We start from the raw sequence: 14,232 nt of genomic DNA on the forward strand, positions 1-14,232 counted from the left end.
CCCGGTCGCGGCTACCGGCCGCTCCCCTGCCCGCCACCGCCGCCCTGCCCGCCGTCCTCCGTGCCCTTCGCTCCTTCGGCGCCCCCGGCACCCCCGTGGTCCTCGGCGTCCTCGTCGACGAGTTCCGCGTCCACGACGCCGTCGTCACCGCTGCCCGGCGCCCCCGCCGACGCTTCCTGCGGTGGCGTGTCCGCGGCGCCGCCGCTGTCCTGGGCGGCCCCCGCGGACTCGTACATCGCCTGGCCCATCCGCTGGCTGACGGCGGCGAGTTTTTCGGCGGCGGCCCGGATGGCGGCGGTGTCGCCGCCGTCGAGCAGCGGCTTCAACTCGGCCGCCGCCGCCTCCACCTCGGCCCTGAGGTCGGCGGGGATGCGGCCGCCTCCGGCCGGTGTCCCGCCGTCGCCGCTGTCGCCGCTGTCGCCGCCGTCGCCGCCGTTGTCGCGCAGGAACCGCTCGGTCTGGTAGAGGAGCTGCTCGGCCTGGTTGCGGGTCTCGGCGGCCTCGCGGCGCTTGCGGTCCTCCTCCGCGTACTGCTCCGCCTCCCGGACCATGCGGTCGATGTCGTCCTTGGGCAGCGCCGAGCCACCGGTGACGGTCATGCGCTGCTCGCGCCCCGTGGCCTCGTCCTTCGCCGACACGTGCATGATGCCGTTGGCGTCGATGTCGAAGGTGACCTCGATCTTCGGTACGCCGCGCGGCGCGGGCGGCAGCCCGGTGAGGTCGAACACGCCGAGCTTCTTGTTGTACGCGGCGATCTCCCGCTCGCCCTGGAAGACCTGGATGCCCACCGAGGGCTGGTTGTCCTCGGCGGTGGAGAAGGTCTCCGAACGGCGCGTGGGGATGGTGGTGTTGCGCTCGATGAGCTTGGTCATGATGCCGCCCTTGGTCTCGATGCCGAGCGACAGCGGCGTCACGTCGAGCAGCAGCACGTCCTTCACGTCGCCGCGGATGACGCCGGCTTGCAGGGTGGCGCCGAGGGCGACGACCTCGTCGGGGTTGACGCCCTTGTGCGGTTCCCTGCCGGTGAGTTCCTTCACCAGGTCGCCGACTGCGGGCATCCGCGTGGAGCCGCCGACGAGGATGACGTGGTCGATCGCGGAGAGCTGCACGCCCGCGTCCTTGACCGCCTGGTGGAAGGGGCCCTTGCAGCGGTCGAGGAGGTCGGCGGTCAACTCCTGGAACTGGGCCCGGGTGAGCTTCTCCGTCAGGTGCAGGGGGCCGTCCGCGGACGCGGTGACGTAGGGCAGGTTGATGTCGGTCTCACTGGACGACGACAGCTCGATCTTCGCTTTCTCGGCGCCCTCGCGCAGCCGCTGCACGGCCATCTTGTCCTTGCCGAGGTCGATGCCGTGCCCGTTCTTGAACTGCCGTACGAGGTGCTCGACGATCCGCTGGTCCCAGTCGTCGCCGCCGAGCCGGGTGTCGCCGTTGGTGGCCTTGACCTCGATGACGCCGTCGCCCATCTCAAGGAGCGACACGTCGAAGGTGCCGCCGCCCAGGTCGAAGACCAGGACGGTCTGGTCGTCGCCCTTGTCGAGGCCGTAGGCGAGGGCGGCGGCCGTCGGCTCGTTGATGATCCGCAGGACCTTCAGGCCCGCGATCTCCCCGGCCTCCTTCGTGGCCTGGCGCTGGGCGTCGTCGAAGTACGCGGGCACGGTGATGACCGCGTCGGTGACGTCCTCGCCCAGGTAGGACTCGGCGTCCCGCTTCAGCTTCTGCAGTACGCGGGCGGACAGCTCCTGCGCGGTGTAGCGGGCTCCGTCGACGGTGGCGCCGGTGGCGCCGGTGGCGCCGCCGGCGCCCGCCCCGGTCCCGGGCTCGGACTCGGGGAAGCGCCAACCGCCGTCGCCCATGTGGCGTTTGACGGAGCGCGCGGTGCGCTCCACGTTCGTGACCGCCTGGCGCTTGGCGACCTCGCCGACGAGGACGTCGCCGCTCTTGGCGAACGCGACGACGGACGGAGTGGTGCGGGCCCCTTCCGCGTTCGCGATGACGGTGGGCTCACCGCCCTCGAGGACCGCCACCACCGAGTTCGTCGTCCCGAGATCGATACCGACCGCTCGTGCCATGTTCAACAACCCCTTCCGACGCGGTGCTTCTGCACTCTCCAGCACAAAACTTGAGCGGCCTGTTGTCAATGCCGCCTGCGCACCCACCGCCTCGGACCCACCGACGTCCGGACACCAGGACCCCGGACGCACCGGCCCCCTGACACGACGAAGCCGCCGACCGGTCGTGCGGGTCGGCGGCTTCGCGCGGGGCGTCAGGCCAGCTTGGCCGAGAGGGTGATCGTCGTACCCGTCAGCGCCTGGCTGACGGGGCAGTTGGCCTTGGCGTTCTCGGCGGCCGCGGTGAAGGCGGCCTCGTCGATGCCCGGGACCTCGCCCTCGACGGTGAGGTGGATGCCGGTGATGCCGGTGCCCGGCTTGAAGGTCACGTCGGCGGAGGTGACGAGCTTGGTGGGCGGGGTGCCCGCGCCGGTGAGGCCGTGGGAAAGCGCCATGGAGAAGCAGCTCGAGTGCGCGGCGGCGATGAGCTCCTCCGGGCTGGTCTTCCCGTTCGCCTGCTCGGCGCGGGAGGGCCAGGAGACGGCCTGCTGCCCGATCCCCGAGGAGTCGAAGGTCACGGTGCCGGAGCCCTCGGTCAGGCTGCCTTCCCAGACCGTGTGTGCGGAGCGCGTGGTAGCCACGATGCCAAATCCCTTCGATGAAGTACCTAGGGGTACATCCGATCACACTCCGGGGGGAAACGGCGCGCGTACCCGGGGGTCACCGGGTGGCGGCCCGCTGCTTGCGGGCCGCCATCCACGCGTAGAGGAGCACGCCCACGAAGAGGAAGAGGACGCCCTGGTAGACCGCCGCGTACCCGGCGCCCGCGACGAGCCACATCGAGAAGCCGAACGCGAGCGCGGCGAGCACCGAGTCACGCACGAGGCGGCCCCGGTCCACGCGCTCGCCCTGGCCGGAGGCGAGGAAGTAGATCTGCGCGGCGGTGGCGAGCAGATACGGCACGGTGGCGGTGAACGTCGTCACGAGAACGAGGACTTCGAAGACGCCCGCGGAGCCCGCCGTGTAGTTGTAGACGGTGAGCAGCGAGGCGAGGACCACCGTGACCAGGACGCCGACGGTGGGCACACCGCGCCGCTTCTTGGCGAACGCGCTCGGGAACAGACCGTCACGGGCGGCGGCGTACGGGGCCTGGGCGCTCAGCAGCGTCCAGCCGTTGAGCGCGCCGACCATGGAGACGAGCGCGGCGACCGCCACGGCCGTGCCGCCCCAGGACCCGCCGAACATCGCGTTCACCGCGTCCGAGAACGGCGCCGTGGAGTCGACGAGCTTGTCGTGCGCGACGGTGCCGAAGACGGCCAGGGTGCCGAGCAGATAGACGAGGGCCGCGCCGAGGGTGCCGAGGACGGTGGCGCGTCCGACGTTGCGCCGCGGGTCGCGCACCTCGCCCGCGCTGACGGCGGCGGACTCCACGCCCAGGTAGGAGAAGAGCAGGATGGCGGCGGACGCGGACACGGCCCCGACGGGGCTCTCGTCGCTCGCCCGGAACGGCCCCATGTTGCCGCTGTCGAAGAAGAGGAGCCCTCCGAAGGCGACGAGCAGCAGCGGCAGGAACTTCAGGACGGTGGCGACGAGTTGGACGGCGCCGACGTAGCGCGTACCGGCCAGGTTGGCGAGGGCGGGCAGGAGTTGCAGGGTGAGCGCGGCGAGGCAGGCGGTCCACCGGTGGTCGGCCACGGGTATCAGTACGTCGAGGTAGCCCACGGCGGCGACGGCGAGGGCCGCGTTCGACACCCAGGTGGTGATCCAGTACGACCAGGCGGCGAGGAAGCCCGCGAAGTCGCCGAACGCGGCGCGCGCGTACACATACGGTCCGCCGGTGCGCGGGTCGCGGTGCGCGAGCCGCCCGAAGACGAGGGCGAGCGCGACGGCGCCCGCCGTCAGGACGGCGAACGCGACCAGGCTGATGGTGCCGAACGGCGCGACGGAGGCGGGCAGCAGGAAGATGCCGCCGCCGATGATGTTGCCCATGACCAGGCAGGTGGCGACGGGAAGCCCGAAGCGCCGTGCGTGCCTGCTGTCGTCACCGGCACCGGCACCAGCACCAGCACCGTCATCGGCACCGGTGCGCGGGGTCGGACCGGACTTCGGGAATTCGGGGGAACCCGGGGATTCTCCCTGGTGGGGGGCCGGAGCCGACGGGGAAACGGTTCCGGTGTCGTGCATGGGGTGGTGCGCCTCTCGTCGTGCCGTACGCGCGCCCGGGATCGCCGAGCGCACGGCCATGGTCGGGCACGGCCCACGCTGCGCAAAATCAGTGTGTTTTGTCCGGTGCGGCGTGGTCGGCGGCCGTAAAAGCTGTCGGGCGGCCACTGTCCGGGCGGCGAATGTCCGCGGGGGCGGCGGGTGCCACGGCGGCGGGTGTGGCGGGCGCTGCGGGAGCGGCCGGGGCTGCGGGAGCCGCCGGGGCTGCCGGACCCGCCGGGGCTGCCGGACCCGCCGGGGCTGCGGGAGCGGCCGGGGCTGCGGGAGCGGCCGGGGCTGCGGGAGCCGCGGCGGGAACGGGCGTGCGCCCGTGCTCCTCCTCCCGCCAGCGGCGCAGCACGGCGTGCACCGCCTCCGCGCCGACGAGTTCACCGCCGTCCTCGACGGCCGGGGACAGCGCGAGCGGTGCGAGCAGGAACGGCCGGGACTGGGCGCCGCCGAGGCCGCCGTGCGAGCCGATCTGCTCCTCGAAGGCGAGGACTTCCCCGTCCTGCGGGTCGTACCAGGAGTTGACCATGATGTCGGCCGTGTGCGGGAAGGAGTCGGTGCGCCGCACGGCGTCGGCGGCGCCGGGCCCGAAGTCGGCGAGGGGCCCCAGGTCCTCGGGGCCCGCGAGGTCGCCGTCCAGACGGATCTCGGCGCCCCGTGCCCCGAGCACGAGCGCCCCGTGCTCCGCGCTGCGTACGAGCAGGAAACCGATGCCCGGGTGGTTGGCGAGGGTCGCCAGGAGCGCCGGGTGGCGGCGGTCGATCTCCTCGCGGTTCATGCGGTGCGGCACGTCGGGGAAGGACACCAGGCCGAGGTTGCCCGACGCCAGGACGACGGGTTCCGCGTGCCGCCGCGGATGGTGCTCGCCCGCGCCCTCCTCGACGGGCCTGCGCAGCGCGGCCCGCACGGCCGAACGGGCCTCGGCGCCGCTGTGGGTGCGCCCGGCGCGACGGGGCACCGGCAGCCCGGAGCCCGCGCGCACCAGGTCGGCCAGGGTGAGGCCGTAGCGGGCGCGGAAGGTCTCGCCGGGGCTCTGGCCGTGGTCGGACAGCAGCACGATGCGGTACGGCCGGGGCGCGTGGTCGGCGACCTGCTCGATCAGGGCGAGGGACCGGTCCAGGCGGCGCAGGACCTTCCGCGCGTCGCCGCTCGTGGGCCCCGAGTGGTGGGCGACCTCGTCGTAGGCGACCAGGTCGGCGTAGACGGCGGCGCGCCCGGCGAGCATGTCCCCTATGACGGCGGCGACCACGACGTCGCGCTCCACGACGGTGGCGAAGGCGCGGATGAAGGGGTAGAGGCCGCCGCGGCGGACGCGCGGGCGGCGCCGGCGAAGGCGGGCCCGGGTCGACTCGGCGATCTCACGGCCGACCTCGGCGACGAAGGACAGGGCGGTGCGGACGGCGTTGGCGGGGTCGGAGAAATAGGCGAAGTAACCGGCGCGGGAGCGGTTCTTCCGGCCGCGCCTCGCGGCCACCGACAGGACGAGGGCCAACTGGTCGGCGCCCCCGCCGAACAGGTTGCCGCGGCTCGCGCCGCCGTCGGCGAGCAGGCCGGGGTCACCGGTGCGGGCGACGGCGCGGCGCTCCAGTTCGGCGGCGGAGGCGGGCCGGTTGGAGACCATGACCTCGCCGGTGTCCTTCTCGTACCAGCGGAAGGCGGGGACGTCGTGGTTGCTGCCGTGCAGGATGGCGAGCTGGCTGGCACCGGTCTGGCTCGACCAGTCGGTGCGCCAGGGGACGAGACGGTGGGTGGGTACGGGACCTGACCCGCCCCCGGACCCGGGTGCCGCCCCGAGCCAGCGGGCGACGGTTGGCATGACCCCCTCGCCCACGGCGTCGGCAAGTACCTCGTGTCCGACGCCGTCGAGCTGGAGGAACAGGATGCCCGGGGTGCTCGGGCCGTACGGTCCTTCGGCGCGGCGGCGTCTGCGGTCGGCGAGGCGGTACAGGCGGCGGCGGTAGGCGTCGTCGTCGCGGACGGCGAGGGCCCCGCCGGTCGCCGACGCGACGGCCGACATCACGGCCGCGACGACCACCGCGGTCTCGGCGTTGGCGTCGCCGCGGCCGTCCGGGATGAGGCGCAGGGCGAGCAGCAGCACGGAGCCGTTCAGGAAGAACGTGAGCAGGCCGAGGACCAGGGCGGGTACGAGGAGCAGCGCGCGTACGAGGAGCGGCCACACCAGGGCCGAGAGGAGGCCGAAGGCGCCGGCGCCGAGGGCCGCGGTGACCGCGATGCGGGTGGCGCTGTCACCGTCGTCCGACTGGAGCTTGAAGTCCGGCAGGAGGCCGGCGAGCACGAGCATCGTGAGCGTGCTGACCGCCCACACGGCGACGATCCGCCACGCGGTGCGGCCCACTGTCCGCCATGCCGTGCGGCCCGCCCGCCACCTTCGCCCGTCCCGCACCGCACCCAACCGCCTCACGCCTGTCGACCTGGCCCTCAGCGTGCCACAGGCCGCGGGCCCGCCGTGGACGGGAACCGCCCGGGGCGACGGGCGCGTGGGGGTTCGGCGCGGAGCGGCCGGGGTCAGCAGCCGTCGTACCCGGCGGTCGGCATGGAGAGGCGCCGGTGCACGCGCGCCTTCATATGGGCGTCGTACGCCGGTTCGGCCAGCCCCGCGGTCTCGACCCGCACCCCCCGCCGCGCGCACTCCGCGGTGAACTCCTCGGGTGACCGCAGCGCCCGCTCAAGGACCCGTCGGCACGGCACCACGAAGAGGTCGACGAGTCCGGCGTCCACGTCGTTCCACAGGACGGCGTGGTCGCTGCGCAGGCGGTGGACGACCAACTCGCGCGTCACCACATACCCCTGGTCCGCGGCCCACCGCGCACACATGGCGTGCTGGCTGCGCGAGTCCACGAGGAAGGGGTCGGCGTCCAGCTCCTCCAGGGGCGTGAGGCTGGCGATCGCCGCGACCCGCACCGCGCGCGCGGTGGCTGTGCCCGCATGTCCCATGACGTCCCCCTCACCTCCGGCGTCGGCCCGCCCCGGGTGCCGGCCGTCGACACTACTCCTGGCCGTAGGCTCGGAGACAGTCACACGAAGGAGGAACGGGTGCAACCGGACGTCACGGTCACCTGGTGGGGGCACGCCACCTGCACGGTCGAGGACTCGGGCATCCGTGTACTGACCGATCCGCTGTTCGTGCGCCGGCTCGCGCACCTGCGCCGCCGCCGGGGCGCGCTCCCGCCGGCGCGGGCGGCCGCCGCGGACGTCGTCCTCCTCTCGCATCTGCACGCCGACCATCTGCACGTGCCCTCCCTGGCCCGCGTCGCCCCCGGCACCCGCGTCCTGGTCCCGCGCGGCGCTCCCCGCTCGGTACGGGGCCTGCGCAGGCTGTCCCACCTGCGGTTCACGGAGGTAGCGCCCGGCGACGAGGTGGCGGTGGGCGACGGCTCCGGCGGTGGCGGCAGTGTGGTCGTACGCGTCGTACCTGCCCTGCACGACGGCCGCCGCCTGCCGATCGGCCCGCACCGCTCCCCCGCCCTCGGCTATGTCGTCGAGGGCCGGGCCCGTACGTACTTCGCCGGGGACACCGGGCTCTTCGACTCGATGGCCGCGGAGGTCGGGGACGTGGACGTGGCGCTGCTGCCGGTCGGCGGCTGGGGCCCCTGCCTCGGCCACGGCCACCTCGACCCGGCCCGCGCCGCCGAGGCCCTGGCCAGGCTCGCGCCGCGCGGCGCGGTCCCGGTGCACTACGGGACGTACTGGCCGATCGGCATGGACGCGGTGCGGCCGCACGAATTCCACGGCCCGGGCGAGGAGTTCGTACGGCAGGCCGCCCGCCGCGCCCCGGACGTCGCCGTGCACCTGCTCGGGCACGGCGAGTCGGTGCGCCCCGAGGCAACGAGATGATCCTCACCGCGGCGGCGCAGGTGACGCCGGAGTCCACACAGCAGGCGGTGGCCTATCCGTCGTTGTTCCTGCTCGTGGTGGTCGGCGCGCTCGTGCCCGTGGTGCCGACCGGTGCCCTGGTGAGCTCGGCGGCCGTGGTGGCCCTGCACCGGACCGACACCTCGCCGTTCGCGCTGCTCATCGTGTTCGGCGTGGCCTCGCTCGCCGCGTTCGCCGGTGACATGGGTCTGTACTGGCTCGGGCGGCGCGGCATGCGCTCCAGGAACGGTTCGCGCTGGCTGGCGGCCATCCGCGACCGCGCCCCCGAGGAACGTCTGCGGCAGGCCCAGGACAAGCTCGACGACCACGGCGTGCTCGTCCTCGTCCTGTCCCGCCTCGTCCCCGCGGGCCGGCTCCCGGTCATGCTGGCGTGCCTCCTCGCGCAGATGCCGGTACGCCGCTTCGCCCGCGGCAACCTCCCCGCCTGCCTCGCCTGGGCGGTGACGTACCAGCTCATCGGCATCCTGGGCGGCTCCCTGTTCCCGGAACCCTGGCAGGGCGTGGCCCTGGCGGTGGGCCTGACGGTCGTCATCAGCGTCGCCCCGACACTGTGGAGACACCTGCGGAGCCAAAAAAGCCCGTCCGGCGCTTGAGGACGAGCGCGCAAGCGCAATAAGCCCGTCCGGCGTTTGAGGACGAGCGCGCAAGCGCGACAGAACCTCAGCCCCCGTCTGCGTGGAGTTCGTCCAAGGCCGAACCGAACTCTGCCAAAGCCCGTTCCACCTGCGGGAGCCCCAGCGGGTCGGCGGCGTCCAGCGCGGCGAGGCGGCACCACGGGTCCGTACCGAGGAACGGCCCCGTGGACAGCCGTACGCGCAACGCGGCGATGTCGTCGCCGAAGCGGTGGCCGCCGGGCGCGGGCATGCCGAGGCGTTCCTGGAGGTGGTCCTCGAGCTCCTGTGCGTCGGTGGCGCCGCGCGCGGCGAGAGCGGACCGCAAGGGCCCCAGGTCGGCGTACAGATGGCGGCCCGCTCGCGGCGGCCGTACGAGACCGCCCGCCGCGGTCACCCGCTCCCGCACCCCGGCGGCGAGGCGCGCGTGCAGTTGCACCGCCGCGGTGCGGCGGCCGGTGACCTCGTCCGGTTCGGCGAGCACGTACGCGGCCGCGGCGGCGACCGGCGCGGTCGGTGTGGCGCCGAGCGCGGCGAGCACGTCGAGGACGCGGGCGCGCAGCGCCGTGGCGGGGCCGGTCGCCGGGAAGCGGGCGATCGCGGCGGGCAGTCCTGACGGCAGGAACGCGCCGGACAGGTCGCAGACGACGGTGACCTGTGCGGGGGCCATCTCGGCGGGGCCGACGAGCACGGTCTCGTGCGGCCGGTGCAGCGTGTCGCGCCAGGTCTCGTCGCTGACGACGTGCAGCCCCTCCGCGGCCGCGGCCTCGACGGCCTCGTGCACGACCTCCGGCGGCGGCACGGTGGCCGTGGGATCGTCGGCCACCGAGAGGACGAGCAGCCGCGGGGCGCCGCCCTCGGCGCGGACCCGGCGGACGGTTTCGAGCAGGGCGTACGGATCGGGCACGCCGCCGCACTCGGCGGGCGTCGGCACGTGGTACACGGACTTGCCGAGCAGCCGCATCTGGGGTTCCCACCAGGCGGCGCAGGGGCGCGGCAGCAGGACGTCGCCGCCGACCGCCGCGGCGAGCGCGAGCAGCAGCGGCGCGGCGCCGGGTGCGGCGGCCACCTGTCCGGGTCCGGCGGGCAGGCCACGCCGGGACCAGTAGCCGCAGGCGGCGTCCAGGAGGCCGCGGTCGCCGCCGGGCGGCTGGGCGTCGACCCGGCCGGCGGCGGAGGTCAGCACCTCGGACAGCTCCGGGAGTACCGGGAGGCCCGGCTCCGGCGGCGGCGGGCCGTACCGGACGGGGCCGCGGCCCTCGTGGTCCGTCCGCCGCATGGGTACCTCCGTGCGCTTCCGTGGCCGTCCTGGTGCCGTCGGATGTCTGCGTACCCGCGGCGGCGCCGCCCGTATCCGGGTGGCCGGTGGTTCGACTGCCATCGACCTGCCCTCGACCTGCCCTCGGTCAGCGGCCGAACCGGCGGTCGCGGCGCAGCCGGTGCACGGCGGCGCCGAGGGCCACGACGACGAGGAGTACGCCCGCGGCCAGGGCGGGCGTCGAGTCGCTGAAGCCGCCGGTGCGGCCCGCGTGGACACCGCGGGAGACGGCGGGGGCCGTATGGGTGGCGGTGTGGGCGGTACGGGTGACGGTGAATGTCGCCTTCCACTGGCCGTCGCCGTGGCAGGTGCCGTCGACGGCCCACTCCGACTCCGGGCCCACGGCGTTCGGTCCGCCGCCCTCGAAGGCCGAGGCGGCGGCGATGCGGGCCGTACCCCGGTACACGGTTCCGGCGCTCCCGGTTCCGGTCCCGGTCTCGGTCCCGGTCTCGGTCCCGGTCTCGGTCCCGGTCTCGGTCCCGGTCTCGGTCCCGGTCTCGGTCCGGGTCCCTGTGCCGGTCTCGGTCCGGGTCCCTGTGCCGGTCTCGGTCTCAGTCCAGGTGTCCGTCTCGGTCTCGGTCTCGGTCCAGGTGTCCGTCTCGGTTTCGGTCTCGGTCTCCGTACCGGTTCCGTACGAGGTGTCCGCCCCGTCCCCGGGAGTGGTCTCGTCGGCGGGCTCCAGGTCGTTCGCGGACGCCTTCCCGGGGCCGGGGACCCCCATCGGGTCGTTTTCACCGTTCCGGTTGTTCTGGTGGTGCTGCTGGTTCTGGTGGTGCGTGACGCGTTCGAGGCGGACGGTGCCCCGGTCGAAGGCCTGGGAGTGGCCGTCCATGGTGGCGGGCGCGTTGCCTCCGACGGCCGGGCAGGTGACCGCGACCGTGACGTGCTGCCCGGGGGAAGCGTGCCGGGGCGTCACCTCGGCGGTGGCGGAGTTCTCCGCGTACGCGGGCGAGGTCGCGGCGAGGGCGCACAGAGCGGCCGTGGTGAGGGTCAGGGCGAAGTGCGGGACAGAAAAGCGCATGAGGCCATTCGAGCGTGGGCCCGCGTCATCCGCGCGGTGTGGCCTCCGGGCGGGTGAGCGGTCCGCCCCGCGCCCCGGGCGGGTTCACTCCGCCACCGACTTCAGTTCCCGCTCCAGACCCCGCCCCTTGGTCTCCACCAGCGCCGCCGCCACCTCGGCCAGTTTGCGGTTGGTCTGCTGGGAGACGCGGCGCAGCAGGGTGAAGGCGCGGTCGGCGTCGCAGGTCACGACGTGCATGATGATGCCGCACGCCTGGTCCACGACGGGGCGGGTGCGCAGGGCCTCGCCCAGGTGGTCGAGTTCCGTGAGCGCCGCGCGGTAGTGCCGGTCGCGGACCAGGCCCGCCGTCGCGAAGTCCCCGAGTGCCTGCGCGGGGCCGCAGCCCGCGTCGTCCAGGGCGCCGGGGCGGAAGCTGAACAGGCTGAGCGTCAGGGTGAGCCCGGACCGCCGGAAGGGCAGGGTGACGCTCGCGCGGACCCCGGAGTCCAGGGCGAGCGCGCGGTACTCCGGCCACCGCTCGTCGTGCAGCAGGTCCTCCGTGTCCACGGGGGCGCCGCGCTCGCGGGCGGCCGGGATCGGCCCGTCGCCGGAGCGAAGCTGCACGGCGACCAGGCGCGCGAGGTCCGGGTGGGTGACGGCGGCCGGCTGCTCCGTGCCGCCGTCGGTGACGGTGGTGCCCGCGCCGCAGCACCCGGCGGTGCAGCGCACGGCCTGCTCGGCGAGTTCCGAGAGCCTGCGGGCCGGCTGGGCGGATTCCGGACCGTCCGTTCCTCGAAGTGTCGGCATCATGATGTGCCTTCCTTCCGGTTCCTTCCGGTTCCTTCCGGCCGGGGGTCGTGCCGTGCGATCCCGTGCGGCCCCGCGCGGGCCTTCGGAGCCCCGCGGGTACCCTCCCCGTTCGAATTCCCGGCGTCGGCCCCGGAAAACGGTGGCAACCGATACGTTCGACGCATGGCGGAGACCGATCGTTTCGGCGAGGACCTCGCTGATTTCATGCGCCGTGTCGCGGAGTTGAAGGCGTCCCGCGCCGTCCCTTCCGGAGATCTGGGCACCATGCTGGACGCGGCCCTGTTCGAACTGGAACACGCGGTGGAGCAGTTGTGGCCGGGCCTGGAGCGGCTGACCGCCGACGGCCCCGCGGCCGGTGCGTCGGCCACCCGTGACGAGCAGCGGCTGCTGCGCGCCGTCTTCCAGCGGTTCCCGCTCCCGGTCACGCTGGTCGACGGCGACACCGTGGTGCGGCGCATGAACCCGGCGGCCACGGACCTCACCGGGATGCGCGGCGGGTACGCGACGGGCCGCCCGCTCACCGTCTTCCTGACCCCGGCCGACCGGCCCGCCTTCCGCTCGCAGGCCGCGGCGGTCGCGCGCGGCGAGGGCGACCGGAGCCTGACGGTGCGCCTTCAGCACCGCCCCGAGCTGCCCGTACGGGCGACCCTGACGGCGCTGCGTCCCGGCACCGAGCCCCGCCCGGTGGTCCTCGTCGTGCTGCAGCCCCCGGGCCCGCGCGAACCCCTGCCCCGCGGCGTCCGGGGCCGCACCCCCGACCTGACGGAGGCGACCCGGCACGCCGAGCTCCTGGAGCTGACGGACGCCGTGACGATCTCGCTGCTCACGGCGCCCGCCGGGGACCCGTCAGCGGTGCTCGGCCGGGTCGCCGAGGTCCTGCACGGCCGGTTCGCGGACTGGGTGATCGCCGACGAGGGGGTGGTCCGTCCTCGGCGCCGCCGTGTGCTCGGCCCCGAGGGAGGACCGGTCGCGGACGTCCTCGCGCAGGACCCGGCCGACTGTCCGCTGGTGCGCGACGCGGCTCGCTGCGGCGCCCCCACGCTACAGGTGCGGCCCGATCCGCCGGAGGGCTTCGGGCGGGACGCGGGCGGCGCCCCGATCCTGGTCCGCGCGAACGTCACGTCCCTGCTGTGCGTGCCGCTCGCGGCGCGCACGAACGGGCCGGTGGAGGGCGTCCTCAGCCTGTTCCGCACCGGCGCGCGCCTCGCCTTCTCGATGGCGGAGGCGCGCGCCGTGGACGTCATGTCACGCCATGTCGCGCTGGCTATGCGGCGTTCGTCGTGACCTCGGCGGACCGGGCGGCGTCGGCGCCGCGGCCGAACCGGACGGACTCGACGGTCCCGGCGCCCGCGCTGTCCGCACTGTCCGCGCTGTCGGGGAGTTCCTGGCGGGCCGCCTCGCGCAGGACTTCCTCGCGCATCCGTCCGCAGCAGCGGCTGATCAGGCGGGACACGTGCATCTGGGAGATGCCGAGGTGCTCGGCGATGCGGCTCTGCGTCATGTCGCGGAAGAACCGCATGTAGAGGATGTCCCGCTCGCGTTCGGGAAGCCGGGCCAGGCACGGCTTGACGGCCTCGCGGTCGACAACGGTGTCGAGAGCGGGGTCGGGGCCGCCGAGGGTGTCCCGCAGCGCGTAGCCGTCGTCGCTGCCGGGCAGCTCGGCGTCCAGGGACAGCGCGGTGAAGCTGTCGAGGGCCTCCAGGCCGGTGGCGGCTTCCTCCTCCGTCATCCGGGCCCGCTCGGCGATCTCGGCGAGGGTGGGCGCGCGCCCCGACACCGTCTGGGACAGGTCCTGGCAGGCGAACCGCACGCGGTTGCGCAGGTCCTGGACCCGGCGCGGCACGTGCAGGGTCCACATGTGGTCACGGAAGTGACGTTTGATCTCGCCGGTGACGGTCGGTACGGCGTAGCTCTCGAAGGCGTTGCCGCGCTCGGGGTCGTAGCGGTCGACGGCCTTCACCAGGCCGAGGGCCGCGACCTGCCGCAGGTCGTCGAGTGCCTCGCCGCGGCCGCGGAAGCGTCCCGCGAGGCGCTCGGCCATGGGGAGCCAGGCCCGCACGATCTCCTCGCGCAGCGCGTCCCGCTCGGGGCCGTGCGGGAGGGCGCAGATCCGCCGGAAGGCCTCGGCGGTGTCGGGGGCGTCGTCGTGCGGGTGCCGCGCGGAGCGTCGCGGCCGGGGGATGAGGGGAGCCCCTGCCCCCTCGGAGTGCTCGGGCCGCTCGGGCCGCGCGGGGTGGGCGGTGCCGTCGTGCCGGGCCGTGTCCTCACATCGTGCTGCATCAGTTCGTGCTGCATCAGATCGCATGATGCGTGCAACTCCCTTGGTGCCGGTGCCTGGAG

The 14,232-nt window shown here is 74.4% G+C and carries 12 protein-coding genes; 3 read left to right on the plus strand and 9 right to left on the minus strand.

Features of this window, described 5'->3' with window-relative positions; translation table 11 throughout:
- Nucleotides 1-11: 11 nt before the first annotated feature.
- The 5 genes from dnaK to IG78_RS0109055 all read right to left on the minus strand — a co-directional run bounded on the left by dnaK (nt 12) and on the right by IG78_RS0109055 (nt 7,214).
- Complete coding sequence (gene dnaK, locus IG78_RS0109035) at nt 12-2,069, minus strand: molecular chaperone DnaK (protein ID WP_051852450.1); 2,058 nt, start codon at nt 2,067-2,069, stop codon at nt 12-14.
- Between the two features lie 194 nt (nt 2,070-2,263).
- Nucleotides 2,264-2,689, minus strand: a complete 426-nt coding sequence (locus tag IG78_RS0109040; protein WP_030560932.1) for an OsmC family peroxiredoxin — start codon at nt 2,687-2,689, stop codon at nt 2,264-2,266.
- Between the two features lie 79 nt (nt 2,690-2,768).
- A complete protein-coding gene (locus tag IG78_RS0109045) occupies nt 2,769-4,232 on the minus strand; it encodes an amino acid permease (protein WP_030560934.1) in 1,464 nt (487 codons plus the stop codon).
- Between the two features lie 88 nt (nt 4,233-4,320).
- A complete protein-coding gene (locus IG78_RS0109050) occupies nt 4,321-6,561 on the minus strand; it encodes a phage holin family protein (RefSeq protein WP_030560936.1) in 2,241 nt (746 codons plus the stop codon).
- A gap of 224 nt (nt 6,562-6,785) precedes the next feature.
- Nucleotides 6,786-7,214 carry a hypothetical protein gene (locus tag IG78_RS0109055; protein ID WP_030560938.1) on the minus strand — a complete coding sequence of 143 codons (429 nt, stop codon included), beginning with the start codon at nt 7,212-7,214 and terminating at the stop codon, nt 6,786-6,788.
- Nucleotides 7,215-7,313: 99 nt separating this feature from the next.
- On the opposite strand from IG78_RS0109055, the gene IG78_RS0109060 reads away from it, so the two are divergent.
- Together IG78_RS0109060 and IG78_RS0109065 are read left to right on the plus strand one after the other, a co-directional pair.
- Entirely contained in the window at nt 7,314-8,114 is an 801-nt protein-coding gene (locus tag IG78_RS0109060) for an MBL fold metallo-hydrolase (protein WP_030560939.1), read from the plus strand.
- A complete protein-coding gene (locus IG78_RS0109065; RefSeq protein ID WP_030560941.1) occupies nt 8,111-8,746 on the plus strand; it encodes a DedA family protein in 636 nt (211 codons plus the stop codon). The genes IG78_RS0109060 and IG78_RS0109065 overlap by 4 nt, the downstream gene beginning before the upstream one ends.
- A 67-nt stretch (nt 8,747-8,813) precedes the next feature.
- Here IG78_RS0109065 and IG78_RS0109070 read toward each other — a convergent pair whose 3' ends face one another.
- The 3 genes from IG78_RS0109070 to IG78_RS0109080 all read right to left on the minus strand — a co-directional run bounded on the left by IG78_RS0109070 (nt 8,814) and on the right by IG78_RS0109080 (nt 11,889).
- Entirely contained in the window at nt 8,814-10,043 is a 1,230-nt protein-coding gene (locus IG78_RS0109070; protein WP_030560943.1) for an aminotransferase class I/II-fold pyridoxal phosphate-dependent enzyme, read from the minus strand.
- 127 nt (nt 10,044-10,170) lie between these two features.
- Nucleotides 10,171-11,103, minus strand: coding sequence for a hypothetical protein (locus IG78_RS43930; protein ID WP_051852451.1), 933 nt, complete (start codon nt 11,101-11,103; stop codon nt 10,171-10,173).
- Nucleotides 11,104-11,187: 84 nt separating this feature from the next.
- Nucleotides 11,188-11,889 carry an ANTAR domain-containing response regulator gene (locus tag IG78_RS0109080; protein WP_030560947.1) on the minus strand — a complete coding sequence of 234 codons (702 nt, stop codon included), beginning with the start codon at nt 11,887-11,889 and terminating at the stop codon, nt 11,188-11,190.
- 165 nt (nt 11,890-12,054) lie between these two features.
- On the opposite strand from IG78_RS0109080, the gene IG78_RS0109085 reads away from it, so the two are divergent.
- On the plus strand, nt 12,055-13,176 hold the full coding sequence (locus IG78_RS0109085; protein ID WP_030560949.1) for a PAS domain-containing protein: 1,122 nt from the start codon (nt 12,055-12,057) through the stop codon (nt 13,174-13,176).
- On the opposite strand, the gene IG78_RS0109090 is transcribed toward IG78_RS0109085, so the two are convergent.
- Nucleotides 13,157-14,197 carry an RNA polymerase sigma factor SigF gene (locus IG78_RS0109090; protein WP_078964730.1) on the minus strand — a complete coding sequence of 347 codons (1,041 nt, stop codon included), beginning with the start codon at nt 14,195-14,197 and terminating at the stop codon, nt 13,157-13,159. The two genes, IG78_RS0109085 and IG78_RS0109090, sit on opposite strands and share 20 nt — an antisense overlap.
- Between the last annotated feature and the right edge of the window lie 35 nt (nt 14,198-14,232).

Origin of the sequence: Streptomyces aureocirculatus, from assembly GCF_000720475.1 — a bacterium.
In the GTDB taxonomy this organism is placed as follows: domain Bacteria; phylum Actinomycetota; class Actinomycetes; order Streptomycetales; family Streptomycetaceae; genus Streptomyces; species Streptomyces aureocirculatus.

Bases quoted from the DNA above. Each gene is read 5' to 3' on its own strand.
- dnaK (WP_051852450.1), bottom strand. From the start codon at position 2,069: ATGGCACGAGCGGTCGGTATCGATCTCGGGACGACGAACTCGGTGGTG.
- IG78_RS0109045 (WP_030560934.1), bottom strand. From the start codon at position 4,232: ATGCACGACACCGGAACCGTTTCCCCGTCGGCTCCGGCCCCCCACCAG.
- IG78_RS0109050 (WP_030560936.1), bottom strand. From the start codon at position 6,561: ATGCTCGTGCTCGCCGGCCTCCTGCCGGACTTCAAGCTCCAGTCGGAC.
- IG78_RS0109055 (WP_030560938.1), bottom strand. From the start codon at position 7,214: ATGGGACATGCGGGCACAGCCACCGCGCGCGCGGTGCGGGTCGCGGCG.
- IG78_RS0109065 (WP_030560941.1), top strand. From the start codon at position 8,111: ATGATCCTCACCGCGGCGGCGCAGGTGACGCCGGAGTCCACACAGCAG.
- IG78_RS0109070 (WP_030560943.1), bottom strand. From the start codon at position 10,043: ATGCGGCGGACGGACCACGAGGGCCGCGGCCCCGTCCGGTACGGCCCG.
- IG78_RS43930 (WP_051852451.1), bottom strand. From the start codon at position 11,103: ATGCGCTTTTCTGTCCCGCACTTCGCCCTGACCCTCACCACGGCCGCT.
- IG78_RS0109080 (WP_030560947.1), bottom strand. From the start codon at position 11,889: ATGCCGACACTTCGAGGAACGGACGGTCCGGAATCCGCCCAGCCGGCC.
- IG78_RS0109085 (WP_030560949.1), top strand. From the start codon at position 12,055: ATGGCGGAGACCGATCGTTTCGGCGAGGACCTCGCTGATTTCATGCGC.
- IG78_RS0109090 (WP_078964730.1), bottom strand. From the start codon at position 14,197: ATGCGATCTGATGCAGCACGAACTGATGCAGCACGATGTGAGGACACG.